Annotated in this window: 21 protein-coding genes and 1 pseudogene; 7 read left to right on the top strand and 15 right to left on the bottom strand. The window is 36.5% G+C overall.

Features of this window, described 5'->3' with window-relative positions:
* Positions 1-324 precede the first annotated feature (324 nt).
* Complete coding sequence (locus GKP30_RS22825; RefSeq protein WP_216831776.1) at positions 325-633, bottom strand: DnaJ family domain-containing protein; 309 nt, start codon at positions 631-633, stop codon at positions 325-327.
* Between the two features lie 688 nt (positions 634-1,321).
* On the opposite strand from GKP30_RS22825, the gene GKP30_RS22820 reads away from it, so the two are divergent.
* From GKP30_RS22820 to GKP30_RS22810, 3 genes are read left to right on the top strand one after another with little or no spacing between them, the layout of a single operon-like run.
* Entirely contained in the window at positions 1,322-2,896 is a 1,575-nt protein-coding gene (locus tag GKP30_RS22820; RefSeq protein ID WP_216831775.1) for a spore germination protein, read from the top strand.
* Positions 2,889-4,028 (top strand): Ger(x)C family spore germination protein, encoded by a 1,140-nt coding sequence (locus GKP30_RS22815; protein ID WP_216831774.1) that lies wholly within the window; start codon positions 2,889-2,891, stop codon positions 4,026-4,028. The genes GKP30_RS22820 and GKP30_RS22815 overlap by 8 nt, the downstream gene beginning before the upstream one ends.
* Before the next feature lie 6 nt (positions 4,029-4,034).
* Positions 4,035-5,129, top strand: a complete 1,095-nt coding sequence (locus GKP30_RS22810) for a GerAB/ArcD/ProY family transporter (protein ID WP_216831773.1) — start codon at positions 4,035-4,037, stop codon at positions 5,127-5,129.
* An 81-nt stretch (positions 5,130-5,210) separates the two neighbouring features.
* Here the strand turns inward: GKP30_RS22810 and GKP30_RS22805 are convergent, their stop codons facing one another.
* The 5 genes from GKP30_RS22805 to GKP30_RS22785 all read right to left on the bottom strand — a co-directional run bounded on the left by GKP30_RS22805 (position 5,211) and on the right by GKP30_RS22785 (position 9,814).
* Positions 5,211-5,864 carry a hypothetical protein gene (locus GKP30_RS22805; protein WP_216831772.1) on the bottom strand — a complete coding sequence of 218 codons (654 nt, stop codon included), beginning with the start codon at positions 5,862-5,864 and terminating at the stop codon, positions 5,211-5,213.
* 222 nt (positions 5,865-6,086) lie between these two features.
* Positions 6,087-6,950, bottom strand: a complete 864-nt coding sequence (locus GKP30_RS22800; RefSeq protein WP_216831771.1) for a gamma-glutamylcyclotransferase — start codon at positions 6,948-6,950, stop codon at positions 6,087-6,089.
* A gap of 88 nt (positions 6,951-7,038) precedes the next feature.
* Positions 7,039-8,025 carry a tetratricopeptide repeat protein gene (locus GKP30_RS22795; protein WP_216831770.1) on the bottom strand — a complete coding sequence of 329 codons (987 nt, stop codon included), beginning with the start codon at positions 8,023-8,025 and terminating at the stop codon, positions 7,039-7,041.
* Between the two features lie 130 nt (positions 8,026-8,155).
* Positions 8,156-8,758, bottom strand: coding sequence for a hypothetical protein (locus tag GKP30_RS22790; RefSeq protein ID WP_216831769.1), 603 nt, complete (start codon positions 8,756-8,758; stop codon positions 8,156-8,158).
* A gap of 204 nt (positions 8,759-8,962) precedes the next feature.
* Positions 8,963-9,814: a hypothetical protein gene (locus tag GKP30_RS22785; protein WP_216831768.1), complete on the bottom strand. Its 852-nt coding sequence runs from the start codon at positions 9,812-9,814 to the stop codon at positions 8,963-8,965.
* Positions 9,815-10,817: 1,003 nt separating this feature from the next.
* Here GKP30_RS22785 and GKP30_RS22780 point away from each other — a divergent pair.
* Together GKP30_RS22780 and GKP30_RS22775 are read left to right on the top strand one after the other, a co-directional pair.
* Positions 10,818-12,788 (top strand): Ig-like domain-containing protein, encoded by a 1,971-nt coding sequence (locus GKP30_RS22780; protein WP_216831767.1) that lies wholly within the window; start codon positions 10,818-10,820, stop codon positions 12,786-12,788.
* A gap of 239 nt (positions 12,789-13,027) precedes the next feature.
* A pseudogene (locus GKP30_RS22775) lies at positions 13,028-13,368 on the top strand (IMP dehydrogenase); the annotation flags it as partial.
* Between the two features lie 64 nt (positions 13,369-13,432).
* On the opposite strand, the gene GKP30_RS22770 reads toward GKP30_RS22775, so the two are convergent.
* The 4 genes from GKP30_RS22770 to GKP30_RS22755 form a co-directional block, all read right to left on the bottom strand.
* A complete protein-coding gene (locus GKP30_RS22770) occupies positions 13,433-14,698 on the bottom strand; it encodes a cytosine deaminase (RefSeq protein WP_216831766.1) in 1,266 nt (421 codons plus the stop codon).
* Position 14,699: 1 nt separating this feature from the next.
* Positions 14,700-15,968 (bottom strand): cytosine permease, encoded by a 1,269-nt coding sequence (codB, locus tag GKP30_RS22765; protein WP_216831765.1) that lies wholly within the window; start codon positions 15,966-15,968, stop codon positions 14,700-14,702.
* Between the two features lie 515 nt (positions 15,969-16,483).
* Positions 16,484-17,065, bottom strand: coding sequence for a DUF1129 family protein (locus GKP30_RS22760; protein WP_236035308.1), 582 nt, complete (start codon positions 17,063-17,065; stop codon positions 16,484-16,486).
* Complete coding sequence (locus tag GKP30_RS22755) at positions 17,065-17,394, bottom strand: PadR family transcriptional regulator (protein WP_216831764.1); 330 nt, start codon at positions 17,392-17,394, stop codon at positions 17,065-17,067. Before GKP30_RS22755 ends, GKP30_RS22760 begins: the two co-directional genes overlap by 1 nt.
* Before the next feature lie 252 nt (positions 17,395-17,646).
* Here GKP30_RS22755 and GKP30_RS22750 point away from each other — a divergent pair, with 252 nt between their 5' ends.
* Entirely contained in the window at positions 17,647-18,213 is a 567-nt protein-coding gene (locus tag GKP30_RS22750; RefSeq protein ID WP_216831763.1) for a thioredoxin family protein, read from the top strand.
* A 349-nt stretch (positions 18,214-18,562) separates the two neighbouring features.
* On the opposite strand, the gene GKP30_RS23835 is transcribed toward GKP30_RS22750, so the two are convergent.
* The 3 genes from GKP30_RS23835 to GKP30_RS22740 all read right to left on the bottom strand — a co-directional run bounded on the left by GKP30_RS23835 (position 18,563) and on the right by GKP30_RS22740 (position 20,435).
* On the bottom strand, positions 18,563-18,697 hold the full coding sequence (locus tag GKP30_RS23835; RefSeq protein ID WP_268884711.1) for a hypothetical protein: 135 nt from the start codon (positions 18,695-18,697) through the stop codon (positions 18,563-18,565).
* A 706-nt stretch (positions 18,698-19,403) separates the two neighbouring features.
* Complete coding sequence (locus tag GKP30_RS22745) at positions 19,404-19,589, bottom strand: hypothetical protein (RefSeq protein ID WP_216831762.1); 186 nt, start codon at positions 19,587-19,589, stop codon at positions 19,404-19,406.
* Between the two features lie 3 nt (positions 19,590-19,592).
* A complete protein-coding gene (locus GKP30_RS22740) occupies positions 19,593-20,435 on the bottom strand; it encodes a hypothetical protein (protein ID WP_216831761.1) in 843 nt (280 codons plus the stop codon).
* 351 nt (positions 20,436-20,786) lie between these two features.
* Here GKP30_RS22740 and GKP30_RS22735 point away from each other — a divergent pair, with 351 nt between their 5' ends.
* Entirely contained in the window at positions 20,787-21,017 is a 231-nt protein-coding gene (locus tag GKP30_RS22735; RefSeq protein ID WP_216831760.1) for a hypothetical protein, read from the top strand.
* A gap of 48 nt (positions 21,018-21,065) precedes the next feature.
* Here GKP30_RS22735 and GKP30_RS22730 read toward each other — a convergent pair whose 3' ends face one another.
* The gene (locus GKP30_RS22730) at positions 21,066-21,368 is read right to left on the bottom strand and encodes an EthD family reductase (RefSeq protein ID WP_216831759.1); all 303 of its coding nucleotides are present in this window, start codon (positions 21,366-21,368) and stop codon (positions 21,066-21,068) included.
* Between the two features lie 184 nt (positions 21,369-21,552).
* Positions 21,553-22,968: an MDR family MFS transporter gene (locus GKP30_RS22725; protein WP_407928667.1), complete on the bottom strand. Its 1,416-nt coding sequence runs from the start codon at positions 22,966-22,968 to the stop codon at positions 21,553-21,555.
* Positions 22,969-23,139 lie beyond the last annotated feature (171 nt).

Genomic DNA, 23,139 nt, shown 5'->3' with positions numbered 1-23,139 from the left:
CACTAATAATACATATGGAAAAAAGTTTCATATATTCAAAATACATACTATCGTGCAACGCCAATGGGTCAGACCCCTGTATATGTACTGATTCCAGCCAGCTGAGCTAGCTTTTGTATGGTGTATTCCATTTGTTCACCTCCTGATACTTTTACTATAAACCTTTACGCATAGGTGAAGGTCAACGAAAATCTTTTCACTTATTTTGCAAATTAATTCATATATCGTAAAAAACCAAAAGGACAGTTCTCACGCTTCCTCATTTACATAAAGAAGCAAAAGAACCATCCCTTTTTGCGAGCTAAAAACAATATCCATTCTATTTTACTTTGAAAACCGATTGTAAATTTTTTGTGCATATTTTTTAAACGATTTGGTTTCTTTCGTTTGTCTTTCTTCTAATAACTCATCTAACTTCGCACCTTTGGTTTGTTCCTCTATTTCTTTTTCAACTTGAAGAGGATCAAATCCCGCATTGCGTAGCATTTGGTAAGCCATCTTCGTTTCTTCGGGCATTCCTGGGAGAACATCTTTAAACACGATCGGTTTCCCCATGCCCTTTAAATTATCCAGGTCGCCACTTTTAATGGCTGCTTTAATTTTGTCTTCAGCGACAATCCAGATTGCATGCATCGTGGACACCCCTTTCGTCTTTTCGTGATGTTAAGGAATTTATTTTATGTTAGCCTATCAGGCAAAACGCACGTTCGGATGAATATAGCTAAAAATTTGTTCACTTATTTAATTATATAATTATTGATAAGCAAAAATCGATGATAAAAAAATGTAATTTTAATAAGTATACGCCTTCTAATGTTGAAGTAAAGAGATGGTTACTGAAATTATAGGCTAATAAATCCTTTTATACTTTATACTTGAAATTTAATTGTAGGTTAGGTATCTTTCCTGATTGTTGTCACTGTGGTTTTAATCGGGGAGAGATCTTTTCTGTTAAAAGAGCTATAGGAGAATAGCTTAAGCATTTAGCCTTGTTACATAAATAAGGGGGACTTATTTTTAAATCAACTTTAAATGTAGGAAGTGTTTATAATAATTCAGCAGTTTTCTCCATATCAGTAGAAATCAATACAATTCAGTATTATGTACTTAAAGAAAAGCTTAGATTAGGTAACTTCCTTACAGCTAAAGGAACTTGGTACTAGGCTAGGTCTAATTCAAGTTTACATTACTATAAAAGAGTACTAGCCGAAAATTTTTAATACATAGTGAATTAAATGTGTGGGGAGTTTTCTTGAATAATACAAATTATTAAAGTGAAAGATATAATCAGTAAAAATAATAGGGAAAAAGAGTGATATCTGTGATTAGGTGGATAAAAAGAAAAGTTGAATTTGCCACTAGTAGAAAAACACAAAAGTCTTTTACTGAACAAATTATCTCTTTAGATTTAATTGAAAATTACAACCTTCTTGCAAGTATATTTAAAGATGCACCAGATATTATTTTTCGCTCTTTTACTATAGGAAAAACGAATGGAATTAAAGCATTATTAATTGCAGTTGACGGTTTATATGATAAATCTGTAATTAATGAACATGTAATAAAATCTTTAGTGGAATTTGAAACAGATAAAGAGCCATATCTTCAAATTATATACGATAGCATTGAACAAGGATTGCTTAGCGTTACTAACCTTAAAAAAGATAGCTCAATGCAAAATGCCCTAAGGAACTTGGTTAAAGGAGACCCTCTACTTTTTATTGATGGAATTGATGAGGTTTTTATCATCGGAGCGCGTTCATGGGAAAAACGAGCAATTTCTGAACCCGTTACAGAAACAGTCATACGAGGTCCCCACGAAGCTTTTGGAGAAACATTGCAGACAAATGTTTCAATGCTACGTCGCAAAATTCATCACCCTAATCTAAAAATCGAAGGTATGGTTTTAGGAATGTTATCACAAACAGATATTTCAATTGCCTATATTGAAAATATTGTTTCAAATGATATTTTAGACGAACTAAAAAAACGATTACAGAACATAGATATTGATGCTGTACTCGATTCAGGATACATAGAAGAATTGATTACTGATAGACCCTATTCATTATTCCCAACTATCGCACATACTGAAAGGCCCGATACAGTCGCAGCAAGACTATTAGAAGGACGAGTTGCTATTTTTGTTGATGGAACTCCTATGGTATTGATTGCTCCTTTTTTAATGTTGGAGTCATTTCAATCTTCAGAAGACTATAATTCACGCCCTTATTACTCTTCAATAATGCGCTTTTTACGATTAATGGCCTTTTTTATTGCAACCTTACTCCCAGCTACATATGTAGCAGCTCAAAATTATCACAAGGAAATGTTTCCTACTGATTTTTTAATACATGTTGCCGCTGCTAGAGAAGGAGTACCCTTTCCCTTATTCATCGAAGTTTTCTTAATGGTTCTTGCTTTTGAACTATTGAAAGAAAGTGGAATACGGATGCCAAAATCTATCGGACAAGCTGTAGCTATTGTCGGTGGTTTAATCTTAGGGGAGGCAGCGGTTGATGCTGGACTTATTGGTACAACAACAGTCATTATTATTGCAACTACAGCGATTACCACTTTCTTAATACCTGCCTTAAATGATGCCATTGGGATACTGCGTCTCATTTATCTTATCGCTGCATCTATATTTGGTATGTACGGTGTCATGCTCGTTTTGAGTGCTGTCCTTCTTCATGTTGCTTCCCTCCGATCATTTGGTGTGCATTATATGGCACCTTGGTTTCCGATTACGTGGAGTGGATGGAAGGATACGTTCATCAGAGCTCCACTCTGGACATTTAATCAACGGCCAGAATTTATTCCATCTTCAAATCAAATAAGACAAGGGAGCATGCAAAAACCCCCATCTAAACCTGGAGATAATGACAATGAATAAAAAAATGATTGCAATATTAATTGGTACTCTACTTTTATCTGGTTGTTGGGGACTTATGGAGCTACCAGATGTAGCAATTGTGTCAGGAGTAGGTATTGATCTAGTTGATTCGGGAGAATATGAAGTTACTACTCAGTCGATTCAACCAATAGCTATCGAAGAAAAGCAACCAACTGGTTTTATTACACGTTCTAGTAGAGGGGTCACGATTTTTGAAGCGGTCCGTAACTTCATATATGAAATGGGGAAAAAACAACTGTGGGAGCATGTTGATGCATTAATAATTAGTTCTGACATTGCTCAAAATAATATCCTAGCTGCAACAGATTTTTTATATCGAGATCATGAACCGAGACCCAAAATGATTTGCTTTATTTCTAAAGGGCAAGCAAGAGAATTATTGGAACTTGAGAGTGAACTTCATCCAGTTCCTGCTATTGCAATTCGCGAAGCAATGGAAAATCAAGCAGATTTATCTAAAGCTCCCTATGTTGAACTTAAAGACTTTAAGAAACTGATAGCCGAGCCTTTCCAGGACCCTTACCTTCCTATAATTCAAAAAAATCAAGAAGATTTTGATATTCTGGGTACCGCTCTCTTTAAAGAAGAGAAAATGATTGGTGAATTATCTCCTATAGAAACAAGAAGTATGTTGCGCATTTTGGGTGAAGTTGAAGGTGGTTTACAAGTCCTAAATCTAAATCAAGGATCTAACGACAACGAACCACAGTATGCAACTGTAGAAATCAAAAATTCTCAATCAAAAATAGAAGCAGTTTTTGATATGCCAGAACCAAAGATAAAGATAACAATTAAAGAAAAGGCTGTCATAGGAGATATCAATCCACCTTTTCCAATTAACGAAGATACACTAAAAACCATTGAAACCATTTATGCTCAAACAGTAAAAAATGAATTAGTACATGCCGTTAATAAAATTCAAAAAGAATATAAAGTAAATGTATTGAAATTTGCTGAAGTTATTAGACGATCAAATAGGGAGTATTGGAAAATCAATAGAGAAGAATGGGATGAAATATACCCTACACTACCTATTGTAATAGAAGTTCAAACAGATATTGCTCATAGTCAACTGATTAAGGATCGTATAGGTACAAAAAATAAGGAGTAATTATCAATGGAATATATCTCTTACCGGCAATCCGTCTTTTTAATATCAATGATTTTACCCGTTACAGGTCACTTTCTCCTGCTTCAGCCTTTGTTTGCTACAAGTGGCAGGGACGGATGGATTTCCATTCTATTTACTGTTCCAATTGGATTGTTGTTTGCTTTTGTACTCTATAGGCTCCATACCTTATATCCATCAAAAACAATAGTTGAAATGTTAGAACAAGCTTTTGGAGTTATCTTAGGGAAAATACTATCCATAAGTATTCTAAGTTACTTCTTTTATATGGTTGTCATTACAGCATACGCGTTATTTGATTTTATTTATGTTATATTCTTACCTGAAACCCCTAAATGGGCATTTGCTATATCGTTTTATATCGTTGTAATCTATGGGATGTATTTAGGAATGGAAAGCATTGCTCGTATGGCAGAGCCTTTGTTATTAATTATTATAGTAACTGGTATTACAATTTCAATTGCAGGGCAACCTGAAAAAAATTATGAGAATTTGTTTCCTTTATTTGAATATGGCACAACACCTATTCTTTTAGGTATGTTACTAACAGCTGCGTTATTTGGAGAGTTTATTCTCCTTATGATGTTACGTTTAAGAAAGGAACATAGCAAAGCTAAATCTTTCCTATTTACAAACATGATAACAGTCTTATTAATTACATGGATGTTTATTTCTACCTCCATTAGTACCTTAGCAGTATTTGGTTCAGAGCAAGTCAAGGATTTACAATATCCTGCTCAAAGCTTGGTAAGGGTTGTTTCTATTGGATTTATTGAAAGAATTGATATTTACGGCATTGCAACGATTGTTGTAGGATGTGTAATTCGCATGGCTACTTTCCAATATATTTTAAACCTAGGAATACGACAATGGTTAGTGAAAAAGAACAAGTGGGGAATTCACATCGGCATATCCTTCTTTGTTTTGCTTTTCTCATTATTTTTAATTGAAGATCAACAACAATTTTTTGAAGTTTATTTACAGCAAATTTACCCTGTCACTGCTTTTATTTCGGTTGGTCTACCATTGGTTACATGGCTCCTGCTTGAAATCAAACAAAAAGAGACAAGAACGATGAAATAGTCTTCTACAAGTATTCTCATTACTTTCAATTTTGTTAGTAAGATTAATCATTTGGTGACTTTTCCCCTTGAAGGCTAACAGTTAAATTATAAAATTCTTACCACTTACTCCAGGAATCATTAACAATTGCTCAAGCTGTAGATAGAATAATTGTTCTCTTATAAAATCTACGCCCTGCCCAAGCCAACTCTTATCAATCAGGCTCATTTTTTCGGCTAAATCAAGGAGCTCATTTTGGCTAAAAGGTAATTGTAAATGGTAACAATTACGGTTTTCCCGCCAATAAACACGTTTTATCCCGAGGCCTAGTAGCATTACATTGAGCCATTCGATGTTACACTCTTCTGTAAGCATAACATGAGCTCCTCTTCGACCGTGACCATCACATGACCCTGCTGTATAGAAACCGAGTCGATTTAATTGACGTACGATTCCGCTAATATATACATCTAATTCACGTACCTTTGGGGATTCTTGACCAGGTTGAAACCATAAGCCTTCCCCTCTTCCACGTTCAGGAAAATCAATGGACTCGATCCACTTTTCTTCCTCGATTGCTTTTTCTAAAAGGATTAACACTCCCTGGTTGAATACAAATTTAACGTTCGCCTTCCCAAGACACTCCAATAAAAATTGAAGATTCGCTTCAGTTTCTTTATTACAATTAAACCTATTATCTTCTAATTCAGCCAACATCCATCCGTGACGAATAAATAATTGCTTCCATGTTTTCATCGTATCATCTCCCTTTCGTTTCTAATTATCTCAAAAGAGCCGTGACACCCCTGTCACATCCCGAATAAGCAAGTAAAACAACTAATTAATCGCCATAAGAAAGCAGTTGATTAGAGACACAAAAAAACCATCATGGCTAATGATGGTCTAATTTCTAGCATATGTCGGGAGTTGGAATCCAACAAGGAGTTGGTCTGTAAATAAACATATTCAAACCGTAGACTAGTTATTATTTATTTTAAATTTAATATGCAGATCCGTTTCGAGCTTTTGATAGTAACTATCACTTACAAATCCTTTAGCCCCTCGTAGAATCTCTGTAGCATAATGCTCTGGTGGGGCCACTGCCTCCGTTTTATCAACGACTAAAAACGTTAGAACATTTCTATATGTTTTTTCATCCATCACTATATCAACAAAAGCAGGTCGATAAATGTGAGCAGTCACACCTTCTCTCCTGTATAAGTAGGGTAAAGCTTCACGGGAAATGTGGTAGACTTTTCCTTCCACTTCCTCTTCCGATTCTATGAGGTCCGCTCTCCCGCCATCATGAGCTTTTCGGGTATACGCTAACGAGTAATACTTGGCAATACCACACCCTAGCACTCTTTCAAACTCGTATTTCACGCCTGCTAGCTGAAACCGCTGTTCATCCATGCATGACCCATAGGCAAAGTATAGCAATTCATCCTGCTGTAAATAACGATGGCACTTCCAATCACCGAACTCAAGTTCATCCAACTCACAAACGTTGTCATTAGAAAATACATAAACAAACGCTTCGGTTGTTTCAAAGTCTGTATAAATCACCTGTGTAATTCGCTCGTACAAATTGTCTTTGCCTTCACCTGCATAACCTTCTAACTCATCTAGTCGTTTAAGCTGCTCGTCCGTTACGGCATACACTTCACCATAGACTCTATTACTCGTACTAGCGATCATTGCTGGATACCCACAACCTGTGTCATATAGAGTTCCATTTGTCCAGCATTGACGACTCACACACCTCGCTTCTTTTAGTAGGTGGTGATTGGACTCATGCTGACGTAACGTACCGTAAACGAAAACCTGGTATATGTTTTTCATCCTTAACATTCTCCTTTCAATTTTTGTCTCACCATGAGTATAGTGAAGTTCCTGTGACACCTCTGTCACAACAATAAAAGCCTCTGGATTAGTCCAGAAGCAGGTCGGTGCTCACATCTCGAGTATGTTTAAACATTCGGTAGTTATAAAAAGCATTCCAGCGATAACCTCCGTCAATTGTTTCTATCAAATCATTCAATGGTACCAATGGTTCCAATCGCTCTCGTAGTCTCGATATACTTCGTCTTAACGTAGCATTTGGATCCCTTGATTGACGAAATCTTCTTTGAATAATTTCATTACTATTAACCCCTTTAGGATTACGCATTAAAAACTCAAGCAAAGGTACTTGTGGTGGAATTGAAATCTCTCGTCCATTAAATGACAGAGTAGCATCGTTTAAACTACGCTGATTTAATATAATCCAATTTTTATTTTCAAAAGGATCTGAAAGCTGTTCGTATTCTCGCTCACTAATCTCTCTAAATTCCTTCCCATCTACAACCATTTGATAAGGCATTTCTTCTGCGTGAGCAGTTGTTTTGATTTCTTTTAATAAAGATTTGATTTCCGAAAACAGCTCAAGGTCGTCAGAAGGAATTCGCTCAACCTGGGCAAGATTTTCAGTTAAAATAATTTGTGTCGCTTTTAATATGTAATAATGGGCCTTTATTTGCTGTTCCTTTTCGAGTCGATTACGGGGATGTGTAGGATAACAATTGAGAGAACGCTGAAAAGAATCAATTGATTTCGCCCATTCCTCTTTATAAAAATAAAGAAACCCTAAGCGGTAATAGGCCCTTGCATTTATAGGATCGATTTTGACCACTTGATGAAATGGTATGATCGCTCTTTCGTAAGAATGCTGGCGAATTTTCAAGTCTTCTCCTTTTATCAGTAATAAATAAGCAAGCGTTTCTTTAAAGCGGATTTCATTCGGCTCCACCCTCGCAAGATTTCTAAAAATCTTGACCCCTTCGTTAATCCATTGGAGACTCGTTTCATCCTCTCGTTCCCACCAATCATCTTCCTTTTCTAGCAGCTCTTTTTCCGATAGATTTTCCAATCTCTTCATTTATTAGCTCTCCTCATTCTATCCTGAAAAGTCGATTTGTAATTTTATTCAAAAAGAAAGCTCTACTTCCTCTTTGAAATAAAGCACCGTAAGCTGAAAAAGTTTACTCTATTTTCTACTCAAAAAAAAACTACAACAAATGTAAAATATTCATTTTCCATATTCCATCTTCTTTTTTTAATTCTAAGATTTCTGTTGCGTGAAAAAGTCCAAAATTCACACCTATTTCCACAGCTACCGTATTTTCAGTATTATTATCTTCTCTAACTGTAATTAAATCATAGTACCTAAAGTCTAGTGTGGTTTCCGATCCTTTTTTATGAAGACCCTCACTATAATACTTCTGCGTAAAGGTAGATAGGTCAGGTAAAGTGCCATCGGTATATACTAGTGAATAAATTGCTTCAACATCATCAATGACTATTGAATGGAGATAAAGCAACACTATTTTTTCTGGAGAATAATCCGCTAGATGTTGTACATCTTTGTCTTCATAAAATCTTTCATATGCTTTTAATTCTCCATCTGTAAAACTTAATAAGTAGGAAAATTCTTTATCATACTCATCAATTACTTTTTGCTGCTCCTTAACGGTGTCTTCAAGCTCAACAATTTTATTTTTTAACTCCTTTATTTCATTTTGCTTCTCTTCTATTATAATATTGTCATCACTATTACACCCAACCAAAAATAAAGTGATTATGGTCAGGAGAACTCCAATAGATTTTTTCATTAACCTCTACCCTTCCGCTCATTTTACAAGTAATTTTTTTATATACCTCTTCCCTGTTGAACTACACAATGACAGCAATATCTTGTGAGTTAATCCAATCTGTTTATCATCATGCAGTTTCACACAACAGAAAATGAGAGAACATAATTATCGTTCTCTTATAATGGTTGAGGAGTGATGCGTTTTGTAGTTCATATGAACAAATTAATATTTAACTAATTTTCCGTTTTCATATTTATACTGCACTTTAATAAATTCTTCACCGCCAATATCCAACGGTGAGTAAGCAATGAATAATCTTCTGCTACCATCAAATTCTAGGTATTCCTGTTGATTGCTTATTTCTAGAGCTTCTTTTAAACTTTGACTTTTTTCTAATTGTCCTTTAACCGACCTGTAAATGTTCACATCTGGTGAGTGCAAATGTAAACCTGGAAATTGAACTACAAGAAAATCTTCACCTTCTTCTAAGTCTGAAATGAAAGGAATTCCCCAATCCTCAAATGTTAGAAATTTTTCATCTGTAATATCATAGATTACAAAAATCATTCTTCCTGGACCGTTAGCAAACAATTCAATACCTGTGAGAACTACTTGTTTCCTCTCTTGGTCATCAAAAAGGTGATCTATTGCATATAAAGCCCCTATCTCTTCTAGATATTTTTGTAATAGTCCCTCTGATGTACATTCATTTAGTTCATATTTTTTATCATCATATTCTAGAATGCTAACGGTTGAATTATTACACAAACCGTTTGGGTCGGTATCTTTGTAAACATGAAGAGTAACGTTTTTTTCTTTTAATACACTTAGAGGAACAGACTTTATATATTCCCAATCTTCTCGTGGCTCTCCTTCTAATAATTCATTGAGTTCAAGAGGCTGAAATGAGATCTCAGCAACTTCAGGTAAATCAAACGGTTCTGTTTCTCCTGTTTCAGAAGCACTGGTGTTCTCCTGCTTTTGTAATGCGGATGAATTACTGTTGAATGAACTGCCACAACCTGTTAAAAGTAAAATAACCAAGCCTGTCATAAAAAGATTTATTACCTTCATGTTAGCGCCTTCTCTCAAATGAAGTATGTTTAAATTATATTACTGTAGTGCCTACCTTTATATATTATAAAGAAAATTCTTACAAATAATAGATATCTTCCGTTGTTTTGAATAATTTTCTAGTGTGTTCCGACCTTGCTGGCTAAACTGCATTCAAGTAAAAAAGCGTATCTTATTATATAGATACACTTCCTACAAATAAACACTAATAGTCTTGATATAATATCTTATAAAATCGAATTCTTTCTTTCTATAATTTCTATATATTCCCTATTGAAAAAGTTTCATTCTTGAAAAGTATTTCGCTAATTCATTAAACTTCTCTTTTTTTTCTTCTCTAATTTATAGCTTAAATCATTTTGTATTTTATTTATGTATCTACAGCTTTATCCCATTGATTTTCTCTTACTAAATGCAGTGAGCCTAACCAAAGGATGTTAATAAAACGTTGACAACATAACCTTTGATATAAACTCTTTTCTATATCTTTTAACAATAAGAATTTCCCCCTAAAGTAGACAGAATTAGCTTAGTGAAAGGATGTTAGGTTGGCAATGATTCCTTTATAGTTGATTCATAAAACTCTTACCCCTGTAGCTCAAAACGTTTTGTTCAATGTACATCGACACCTCCTCTACCTTTATCCCTTAATACTTTATTTGTCAACCTAGTAGTAAAAACAATTCTAATTAGTTCCTTATCCTAGGATGATTTTCCTGTTTTTATGGGGCTAGTAGTTTTGAGCTGATACAGGCTTAAATAATGAAGAATATACTTGCTATATATCATCACTGAAGGGAGATTGGAAACTCAAAAAGAGAGCGAAGAAAATTCAGAGACTAGATTAAAAGACTGAAGTTCAACTTTCCACCTTATGACAGATACTACAGATATTTTAGTAAGTATCTAAGTATCATACCGCGTGTTCTATGGATCGATGACAATTTATCTTGTAAGCCTATGATCGATCCTATTTATTTTATTATTAAAGGAGTGTACAATATTGGGAATTCAACCACCTCGGTTATTACGTATTCTTATTAATCCTTCTTCTGTAACCCTAGAAGTACAGGAGACAATACAATTTCAAGTAATGGGAATTTTCACTAATGGATTTACCCAGGACTTAACAGCACAGGCCGATTTTTCATCCTCTAATACGGATATCGTTACGGTAGATGATAATGGATTGGCAACGGCTGTTTCTGTGGGTTCAGCGGAAATAACAGCCACAGTGGATGATAGTCAATTAGTAGCTGGTTTTGCCCCTACGGCAATATTTACAGCAACAGCTTCGGTTAGTGTTCAGTTAGTCAATGCTTGTGTACCTACTTCACCTGAACATAAGCCTAAACAGAGCATTACTGAAAAAGTTAATAGACTTTCTGAAAATATGCAGATACCAAGTGTTTTGGCAGCTGCTTTCTTTCAAATGGCAAGACGTTTCGTGAATGGAGCCAGTCCTGCAAATGACCTCGAAGATGAGGTTTTTGGTATCCTTGGTGATCTTTCTCCAGAAGTGAGAGAGGTGATGGTTTGTTCGCTTCAAAAAATTGACACTATACCTCCAGAAAAACTGAACCAACTATTAGCACCAGTTTTTACTGGGGATGAACCAGTAGACCCCACACAACTTGGAATGTTCGTTTCTGATGAGCTGCTGAAAAGAACAAGTTTAGAGACCTACGGCGATGAGGATTGCATAGCCGAAGAACGCCCTGGATTACCAAGAATTACTTTTATCGAACCTGATGGTAGAGTACAAGTAAGACCAAGTATTTGTAGTGTGAATGGCATTCGTACCAATGAATTTTCAACTCATCCAGCTGATTTCCTTCCTCATGAGTTTCAGCAACAATGTCAATTAGATGTAAATAATGAGCTAGTTTGTCAGATTCAACCTCCACCTTGTCCTGGAAACAGTGTTATTCCTGGCCTTGGTGCAGACCCAATTTGCTTAAAAGTACCTGAAGTTTCTCCAGGAGAAGCAGTGAAGTTGCAAGGGGTAAACTTTTTTGACGTTAATGCACAGGTTCACATCAGATCCAGGTCTGGAGCGGTGCCTACTCGTGTAGTCGATGCTCATGTATGTGGTGATATTGTTACTCCAGTTAATGAAGCAGGCTGTACAGTTCAAGACATTATAACGTTCAAGGTTCCAGAGGATCTCCCACCAGGAATCTACGGGATTACAGTGTTTCAGCAAAATAACACAGGAGTGGGTACTCAAGGACCGAGTCAAACCATTGTAGAACAGTTCATCGAAGTTTTGCCTCCAGCAACGGCAACATTTCAAATCTCAAGCGTAAGATTGGATGTTCCTGAAGAAACAGACGGTCCAGGGTCTGATGAAGTCGGCATTCGTATCTTGGCAACCCCAATTTCGACTGACTTTGTTCCAGGTGAGATTATTTCAAACAATTTTAGATTCGATGGTGTTGATTCAGGGGAATTTCGCGATATGCTTCGAAACCTTTTCCAGGGAAGCAACCTTAGCGGAGTAGGTTTGTCCATCGTTGGATTTGAAATCGATAGCGAAGATGCTTTTAAAGAACAAATACAAGAATTTTCCGATGCTTTTGAGCAGGCTTTAAAGAGTAGTTGGAATACAATTGCTAATTCCGTTGGAGCAACAGCAGGTGCCATAGCTTTAGCTTTAGGTCTTAGCGCAGCGTGGGCTTCTGCAATAGGTGCTGCCATTTCCTTAGCAATCTTGGTTTTTGTAGCCTTATGGGCTCCTGCTGATCTGATTATTGAAGATCATATCGGGTTAGGTTTGCGAGACTTAGGGATGCTGACTAGCCCTAATTTCCCACTTCCACCAAGTAGTCAATCCATGTCACCAGGTGGGATTAATGTAAATGTCGTACCATTAAATAAAGTTGCGTCACAATATATGGAGAGACGAGAATATCGAAGTGAAGAAGAAGGTAGCCATTATCAAATTACGCTTCGTTACATTCGATTGACATAGTTACTTTCTATCACACAATTGTTTTCCGAAGTACCAATTCATTATCAGAAGCAAGGGGATAGTTCTATCCTTCGTTTGTTTAGCAAAACAATATAAACGAGCTCTGTCCCCACGCTTTCTCTTTTTTACAATTATATCCACATGTTTTACCTTTAAATTTTTCTCTAACATTTAATCCGACTTCTACATTAGTTTAAATTTAAGTATTCGACAACTATTTATTAAGACCGTCCCAGAACTGGAGGCTGGAAGTCCTTCGTTGGTATGCAAAAGCAGCAAGTAAAACGGTTATTGCTGATGGTGGAATACGAACACATGGTGGCATAGCCAAATCCATTCGTTTCGGTGCAACGATGGTTATGATTGGCTCGCTTTTTGTTGGCATGAAGAATCACCAGGAGAAACGATCGAAATCGATGAAAAGTTAATAAAAGAATAATTCGATTCCCCTATTGAATTTTAAAAAGGAGAATAGAAGAACGTAGAAGGTAAGAAAATGTACGTGGAGTATAAGGTGTCTTTACAGGATACGTTAACTGAAAGCGAGCAAGATCTGGAATCATCTATTTCATATGCTGGTTGAAACAAAATAGAAAAATGGCTCGGCGTGTGAACCGAACCATTTTTTTAAATATGATTTTATGTTACTTTTTAAACGTGACTTGTTGTATTTGGTCATTCATTTGAACAGTTGTTTCGCTTGGTTTCGTTTCTGAAATGATTTTACCGTTACGAACAGAATAGCGAACTGGTACTTGGCGTCGGATCGCATCATATTCATCTTCTGCGTGTAAAACGATGAAATTCGCTACTTTTCCTTCTTCAATTCCATACTGATCTTCAATGTGTAATGTTTTTGCACTATTTTTCGTAATTAAGTCGATCGAATTAACGATCTGATCATAGCCTAACAGCTGACAAACATGGATTCCCATATGAAGAACCTGCAGCATGTTCCCTGTTCCAAGTGGATACCAAGGATCGAAAATATCATCATGCCCAAAGCAGACATTAATCCCAGCCTCTTGCAGCTCCTTGACGCGTGTAATCCCTCGACGTTTCGGGTAGCTATCAAAACGACCTTGCAGGTGAATATTCACAAGTGGATTAGCTACGAAATTAATTTTCGAGAGTTTTAAAAGACGAAACAGCTTCGATGTATACGCATCATTGTATGAATGCATTGCTGTAGTATGACTCGCAGTCACACGCTCTCCCATCCCGAGACGATATGCTTCTGCAGCTACAACCTCTACAAAACGTGATTGTTCATCGTCAATTTCGTCACAATGAATATCAACGAGACGGTCATATTTTTCAGCAAGTGCAAACGCCTTTTTCATCGAATCTACACCATACTCACGAGTGAATTCAAAGTGCGGAATGCCTCCGACGACATCTGCTCCCATACGAAGCGCTTCTTCTAGTAACTCTTCCGCATTAGGATAGGACAAGATCCCTTCTTGAGGGAAAGCAACAATTTGTAAGTTGACATTTGAAGCGACTTCTTCTTTTACTTCTAACAAGGCTTCTAGGGCAATTAAAGAAGGATCTGTTACATCAACATGTGTACGTACATGCTGGATGCCTTGTGCTATTTGCCATGTTAATGCTTTTTTTGCACGAACTTTTACATCTTCTTTCGTTAACGACTCTTTTCGCTCTGACCAGCGTTGTATGCCTTCGAAAAGCGTTCCACTTTTATTCCACTCAGGCTCACCTGCTGTAAGTGTTGTATCCAAATGAATATGCGGCTCAACAAATGGAGGAAGGACAAGATTGCCCTCCACATCCAAAATCTCTCCTTCATATCCTTCTACATTTTCAGAGATCGTTTTAAATTGATTGTCTTCAATTAAAATTTGCCAAAGGCCATCACGGCCACGTAATTTTGCGTTTTTTACTAACAAATTAACTCACCTTTTTCTGCTCAATAACTACTTCTTCTTGATTTTTCTTACTATAACGGTTTTTGATGATTGTAAGGACAATATAAGCAATAGCTGACCCAAACAGTGCATTTAACGGTGCAATACCTGGAATAAATGTTGCCGCTAATACCCCAATCACCCATGCTGCTAATGCTGTCCAGTTCACGACTTGGATTGCACTTTCTTTTAAACCTTGTTTACGGCGAACAAGAAAGTAATCCGCTAAAATAATCGCACCGATTGGCGGTAGCGTTGAACCTAAGAACGTCAACCAACCAACAAAGTTATTGTACAACCACATCGCAAAAATCGTACCAACAATTCCGTTAAAAATGACAACCTTATTTTTAGAAATTTTCGTAATGTGTGAAAACCCTAATCCCGAAGCATATAACGCATTGTCATTCGTTGTCCAAATATTAAGGCCTAGGATAATAATAGCAGGAATGATTAGACCTTGTAAAAACATCACTTCAGAAATATCAGATTGCCCCGTTGCAATTGCACCGACAGCTCCGAAAAGAAACATTAATGAATTCCCGATAAAGAAAGCGATGACCGTCGTAAAAAATCCTGTTTTTTTCGTTTTAGCAAAACGAGCGAAGTCTGGTGTTAAAGTTCCCGCACTAATAAAAGAACCGATACAAATCGTTAAACCTGCAGCCACTGCAATTGTTTCAGTTGGTTGATACTCGAGTAATCCACCAAGACCTCCAACTGAATTTGCAGCTTCAAACGTCGAATAACTCCCTAGAACAGCAATAGATGGAACAGCGATAATACTTAATACCGTTAATGCTTTCATTCCTAGATAAGCAGTCGCTGTCATTAATACACCAGCAATCGCAATTAAAATATATGAGTCAATTCCTGTCACTTTTTGTACTGGTAATGCAAACATCGCAACACCTACTCCAAACCAGCCGACTTGCGTTGCAGCTAGCATAAACGATGCAACATATGAGCCTTTCTCACCGAAAGCGTAACGTGCTAATAGATGTGTCGATAACCCTGTTTTAGCTCCAATATAACCTAATGTACCCGTATAAAGACCCAAAATTAAATTTCCAGCAATGACGATCAAGATAAACTGAGTAAATGTTAATCCTACACCAAGACTTCCTCCAGACCACATACTTGCTGAGAAAAAGGTGAGTCCTAGCATCACCGCGAACATTTTCCAAAATCCTTGTCGAGCCGATTGCGGCACAGGTTGTAATGCATAATCTCGATCAACTGTTTGTTTCATAACTTATTCCTCCAATATTATAGGTTCCTGGCACCATGGAGGTTGAAGCTCTCGTTACGATCGGTGGTTTTTAGACAACAAAAAAGGTTTCTCATCAACCTTTTTTGCTGACAAGAAACCTAGATACGCTTAAATAGATAAGGCTTCAAAAGACACACGAATCCCCTATCTGTAACGACCTACCTTGTCAGCCTCACAGGACTGAATTAAAGGTACCAGTTATTAAATTAAGATTATTATCTATGAAACTTAAAATTTTGTCAATATAGTATTTTTCACTTTATCTAAAAATTGCCGCAGTCAATTGCAAACGTGCATACTATCGTTTTCACATAATTAATAGGAAATATGCTCCTTCAGAGTCTCGAAAAGATCCCATTATTTCACTATTTTTTTCGGTTTTGTTTTTATGTTTTTATGTTGTACCTACTCTTTGCACTAAAATTCCTGCAAGATAGAGGGCAATACCTAATAAGGCAGTCACCCATCCAGAAACCTCAATTACTGGACCCATATCAGGTATAAAATAGTATACCAGGACAAAGATCGCTATAGAAAAGATACCCCAACCCCATAAGATGAAGAATTCCTTTAATTTCGAGATATTTCGGAAGCAAGACCATCTTAAATATTGCAACGCAATCTAATAACAGGAGAACCGCAATCGGGATCGATACTAAAGTTTTTACTGCCACAGAAAGAATATAGTACTCATTAGTCATTCCACCTATAGGAACAACATACTGATTAAAAATACGAACCAGACCAATGAAAAAAACGGACACACCTAAGAAATAAAAAATCGCCATACTACCTAGAAAAAGTCTTTCCTTCGTTAACATCTTTGGAAGCTCTCCGATAATGTGGTCGGCATACTTCTTTGGTTCAGATCCGAAAAAATCCTTAACCGTTTTCCCTTCTTCTTGTGCTTCAATAAGATGACCTAATAATTCAGATAATATCTCTTCTGTTTCCTGTTCCGATTTGTCATAGGACAACCGAATGTAAACAAGCATATCTTCATAGTACTTCCGATTTTCCTCCGTGAGTTTATTCCTAAAATTATTGTTTAACTTAATTAACTCTTGTGCTTTCATTAGGATTGCTCCTTCCCGTTTAATAAGCGATCGACAGGAATTTTAATTCCTTCCCATTGTTTCTTAAAATCGACTAATGCCTCTTTTCCTTGCGCTGTTAAGTAATAATATTTTCGATTAGGTCCACTAGCAGATTTTTCCATCTTTCCATAAATATATTTTTCTTTCTGAAGACGAAGTAATATAGGGTAAATCGATCCTTCGCTAACCTCCAACCCATACTCTTGCAGCTTCATGGATAACTCATAGCCATATACTTTTTGCCTGGATACTTCAGCGAGGATACACCCTTCCAATATCCCCTTCAATAATTGACTCCTAATAGTCATTTCTTTCACCTACCTTGTATTACAATATAGTGGACCCGTAGAAACGTCATTTATTTTTATTCCGTTTCGGTACCTTGCTTTACAATATAGTGTACTTAAAGAAATACTATCTTGCAATGCAAAGTAGTAAATTCAGTAATTTTTTACCATGATAATAATCCGTACCCTCCACAGTATACTGACCTAAACAGAACTTTTGCATTCCTTAAGTGTCGGTATTAATATGAAAATATAAAAGAAAGGGGAATTTTTATGAAAACCGAACTTCAGTTTTTTATTGAAGGAAAATCCATTCAAACGTATATGGACGAAATGAGTAAGCTGAAAGAGGAAAGCTTTACGATTTATGAAAAATTTCAACTTCCAGCTGATGGCTTTGCAGAAAAACTACAGCAGCACCATCTCCATTTTTTAACGATCACTGAAGATTGGTGCGGAGATGCAATGATGATTAACCCTATTATTCGCAAGTTGGCGGAAGCTGCAAACATTGACATGCGTGTCACCTTGCGAGATGCCGACACGACTCTTATTGATCGTCACCTTACGAACGGGGGGCGCGCGATTCCTATCATCTTAATACTAGACGAGGATGGAACGTTGCTTGGAAAATGGGGACCGCGTGCTCCACAAATCCAACAACTCGTTGATGAAGGTCGTTCCTTACTACCGCCAAAAGAAGATCCTACATTTACAGAACGTCAAAAAGAATTTATTAAGACATTTACTGGGAGATTTATAACGGATGAAACTTTATGGTTGTATGTTTACGACAGCTTTAAGGAAAAAATTGAAACACTCTTAAACCAAACGAAATAAACCGTACCTATACTTTACTAGCTTACTAGACGATTCTCTCTTCTACATATGCTTTCTCGTTTAAAGTGTTAACAATGACAAAAGGATCTAAAGAGACACAGGAAATGCTCTTATGTTTCCTTCGTATAGATAAACTAAAGAAGCAAGAGAATCCCTTGCTTCTCTACAAAATAAGCTTTAAGGAGCATGACTATCTATTACATTATCACTTCTTATTTCAGTACTCATTACTTATCAACTTTTATGCATTGTAACTCTCCTAATTATAAGTTTATTTTCTTTAACTAACTGCGCTGAATGAAAAAGCAGTTTCGACCTTTTATCCATTTTGTTAAGATATATTTTTTATTTATTTTATTATTATTCTTGGAACAAATAATAAAATTCTTCCCACTACTTCGATGAAGATTGAATCACGAACTTCAAGAAGTATACTTTTTAAAATTCCCTCTTTTTTATTTGAGCTTTTTTCTCCATTTTGCATCGATAATCCCTATTGTTTATGTATTAGTTTGCTTTTTAGATTTTGGGTGTTGCTTGGTTCAGCATCAGTTAGTTTAACCCTTAAAGACTGCTGTAAAAAATAAGGCTACAGGGAAAGCCAGTTAGAAGAAATTGTTCTGCAAACGTTTATATTTATCCAATTCGTTTCCTTTTTAAAGGTACAGCTTACTCTAAGGGGGCGCTAACTTCAAAGAGGCTTTATAAAATTAAATCTCTTATGGATTAATTTAATAAATTAATTAGTAAAGAAAAGAGAAAAGGACGGTGGTTCTTACGCGAAGAGGTCCTCCACACGCATTTTTCCCAGATAAGGTTAGTTGGTTACAAATAGAAAAAGTGTAGTTCCTTCAAAAAGGCTACACTTTGAAAACAAAGACTTTATCGCAAATACTTTTTTTATTTTATTTCCACTTAAAAGTTTATTAGTAAAACTAAACTCAATAGAGACACACTAATACCCTTCATTTCTAATCCGAGGAAAAACTTATTTAATGACTGGTTTCATTGTAACCTTTAATCGTCCTATTAATTCTAAAGAATATTTCTCATCGATCTTTTCAGTTGGTCCAATTATTTCTAATTCAACCGTGTTTCCTTTCAATTCTTTACGGGGTAAATAGTATCGGTCAATAACAGTTTTTTCATGATAGGGTAGCTTTAAACGCTTTACATACTTATCAAAGTTTTTATAATCCAGGCTTTTGAACGACTTCTTTAGATGATAAGGCCACTGGTAACTCTAATTTAACTTTTTCCAATCCAATATGAAGGACAGAATCGTCACTATTATCCTTGCTTTTTGTTGCATCAATAAATTCAAAACTCTTTTGTACTTCATACTGAATCATTACAAGAGAATCATTGATCTCCATAGCTTAACTATCTATTGAAGGAAATGTTTCAGTTCTGAACTGGATCTTAACACTTCCTAAAACATCAATATTTACATTCGTTGCAGAGGTTGATTTTTCGTTGACAACATTTACATTCAGTTTACTACTACGATACCCTCCTGACAGCCTGCCTCCAATGTAATTTCCTATAGCAGAGTCTACGATACCTACACCATAGTTTCCTGACATTGAACCCCCGATTCCCCAATTAGAAGATCTCGTGTTATAAGTATTACTCGTTTTTGAGGTGGTATCATTTGCATCTACATGAAAAGTTAGTTTCGTATTAATCTCTCCGTTTGTTATGACTACTTTTTGCATTCCTATTTTTAGGATTGACTTAATCAGGTCGTACGATTCTTTTGCTGACTGCTTGAGTTTTTCGACGACAAGTAAGCTCAAATCCTGATGAGAAATAGTTTTATTTCCATCGCTGCCCTTAACATAATCATCAAAACTCTTACTCCTTCCACTCTCACTATCAGACATCGTTACTCCTGAAAAATGCTCCTTCATGCTTAAATAAGTATTTTCAGATAGTGAGTGAGTAGTGGTTGTCGCACCTAGTTGAAAAATTTCCTTAATATACTGATCCGCTTTTTGATTTAACTCGATTTCTGTGCTTGCTCCCAATACTTCTGCCTGATATTCTTCAAGTGTTTTTGCTACTTTTGAAACAAAATCAGCATAAGCATTTAATTGTTCCATCGAGCCATTCAAAATAACCTGGTAAACACCTCTGACCAAATCAACCGTAAAATCTACAAAACCTATCTTCTCGAGCTGTGAGGCTGCCGCTAAAGCTCTTTCCCCTGCATTTGACAAATTGTCCCCCTCCGTTGAATTGGAAATAATACAAATGTCAGACAAGCGTTTCCTAGAAGCTAACCTATTTATATGCTCAAAACTCGAGAATAGGTCATTTATTGAATCTATTTACAGAAATATCAGAATAATTAAGAGTGCATACTTTTATAACTTGGCGTCCTCAAATGACTTTTTTACGTAGATAAAGATGCTTATATTATATCAGAGGAATGGGCTGTCTGAAGGAATAGAAGGTTAAGTGTATCACTGCCAAAATAAAAGATGAGCATGTGTCGTTTAGAACATTTATGGATTATTCTATAAAGAAAGTGTAAAGATAAGTCTATATTGGTAAAAGGAGCGGAAATCATGAAAAATTTTGCTGAAGATATCCATATAGGTGAGTTAATAGCCGTTTCAAATGTGTTCCAATTAAATACTTTTCAAATGTTAAAATTACTAGAAAACGGTTCGGTGGAAGTATTTGAAACTAAGGAAGAGTTTTTTGAAAAATACGGAGAAAAGGAAACATATGACGAATTATTAGATTGGTGTGAATTAAATAATGGAAAAGTCTTCACAAAGAAAAATGGGGTCTGACCCCCGCTGCGTTAACGCGTTAACACAATGGGGGTCAGACCCCACACATCAATCAACGATCATAATAGTTGGTGGCTTTGAAATAAATTCCATTAAATTCTTTCCGTCTGCGGTTAATTCTTTTCCTTGCGGAGAACCCATGTTTTGATTAAGCTCTTCCATATTATCAAATTCTATTTGAACCACTAAGTATGGATTTAAATCGCTGTTTTGGACTCCTAATACACGATTGGCTTGAACACTCTTAACATTAGGTAATTTCTCAGCCAAAGGAATGTGGGTACCAAAGTAATGTGCATCAAACCCCTCTTTGTTCGTTGGTTGATCATAAACTACTAATAGTTTTGCCATTTCATTTCCCTCCAGATTAATAGATTTTAATACTTCTTTTATATGTTTTTGCCTGTTGTACAAAGTAAATTCTTCCACTAATTATATTATATACTGAATATTCTAAAATTTATACCCAAAAAAAACGGGGTCTGACCCCCGCTGAGTAAACGCGTTAACACAATGGGGGTCAGACCCCAATATTCTACGCTCCTGCTTCCCATTGTTCATCGGTTGGAGTTTGGGTTTTCTTCACTTTAAAACCCAGAATTAAGGAGACAAAGGTTAATACCGCAATCATCCCAAATGCCACGATGGCACCAAAAATATCAGGATTTGCAATTTGCGGATAGTTAGACCCCGCTCTTTCAGCAGTGGTCATCGCTGTCACAAGCAGCCCAGTTCCAATCGATGCTGACATTTGGCGAATTGTATTTGTCACCGCTGACCCGTGTGGAATTAACTTTCTTGGAATTTCATTTAATCCAGCTGTGTTGACTGGCATCATCACCATCCCAAAGCCGAACATCCGGATTGCATACATCACACTTAAATACAAAATTGACGTGTTTGTATCAATGAACAAAAAGGCAAAGGATGAAATCGTCATAATAATAAGACCAGGAATCGCTAACACCCGCGCACCAAATCGGTCAAAAAGTCGTCCCGTGATAGGTGCCATAAACCCAGTTATTAGTGCTCCTGGAAGCAACACAATTCCAGCTTCGACGGCTGTAAAGCCGCGCATATTGTGCATATAGAGGGGGATTAGTGTCTCAAGTCCAATTAGGCCCAAAAAGCCAATGCTGCAGATTATTGTTGATAGTGTAAACATCTTCGCCTTAAACACTCGGAATTCAAGCATCGGGTGTGCTAACCCTAGCTGGCGTCGAATGAAAAAGTAAATGGTCAGTGAACCTAAGGCAAGGAATAGTAACGTTTGCCAGTTCCCCCAGCCATTATTCCCTGCACTGGTGAACCCGTATAGAAGTCCCCCAAAACCAAAGGTAGACAACATAATGGAGACAGGATCGACCTTCGGATTTTTAAGTTCCGTCACATTTCTCATACTAAAATAAGCGACAATCAACATTATTATAGCTAACGGTAAAATCCCGTAAAACATATAGCGCCACTCATAAGTGATTATTATCCATCCAGATAAAACTGGACCGATTGCTGGCGCAAACGAAATCACAAGACCGATGTAACCCATCGCGGTACCTCGTCGCTCCACAGGAAAAATGAGTAAAAAGACCGTCTGCATTAATGGGATCATCACTCCTGCCCCCACCGATTGAATAATCCTCCCAGCAAGAAGAACAGGAAAATTCCCCGCGACGGCTGCGATTACCGTTCCAAACGTAAAAATACCCATAGCTGACAAGAAAAGCTGCCTCGTCGTAAACTTTTCAATTAAAAAAGCAGAAATCGGGACCATAATCCCCATCACCAGCATGAATACCGTTGTTAGCCATTGGCCAGTATTGGCAGTGATATTCATTTCTATCATCAATGGCGGAATCGCCGTAATCATTAACGTCTGGTTCAAGACAGCAATAAAAGACCCGACTAGTAGCAACCCTGCAATGAGTACCTTACTATAATTCTGATTATTCACGATGCAAAACTCCTGATCTACTAAGTTAATTTCCTATCTATAAGTATATCTTAAAAAGTATATTTCGCAATTCGAAATATATACCTGTAAAAACGGGGTCTGACCCATTGGCGTTGCACGATAGTATGTATTTTGAATATATGAAACTTTTTTCCATATGTATTATTAGTG

Origin of the sequence: Alkalihalobacterium elongatum (assembly GCF_019024285.1) — a bacterium.
In the GTDB taxonomy this organism is placed as follows: domain Bacteria; phylum Bacillota; class Bacilli; order Bacillales; family Bacillaceae_F; genus Alkalihalobacterium; species Alkalihalobacterium elongatum.
This window is presented reverse-complemented; position numbering and strand designations above follow the sequence as displayed.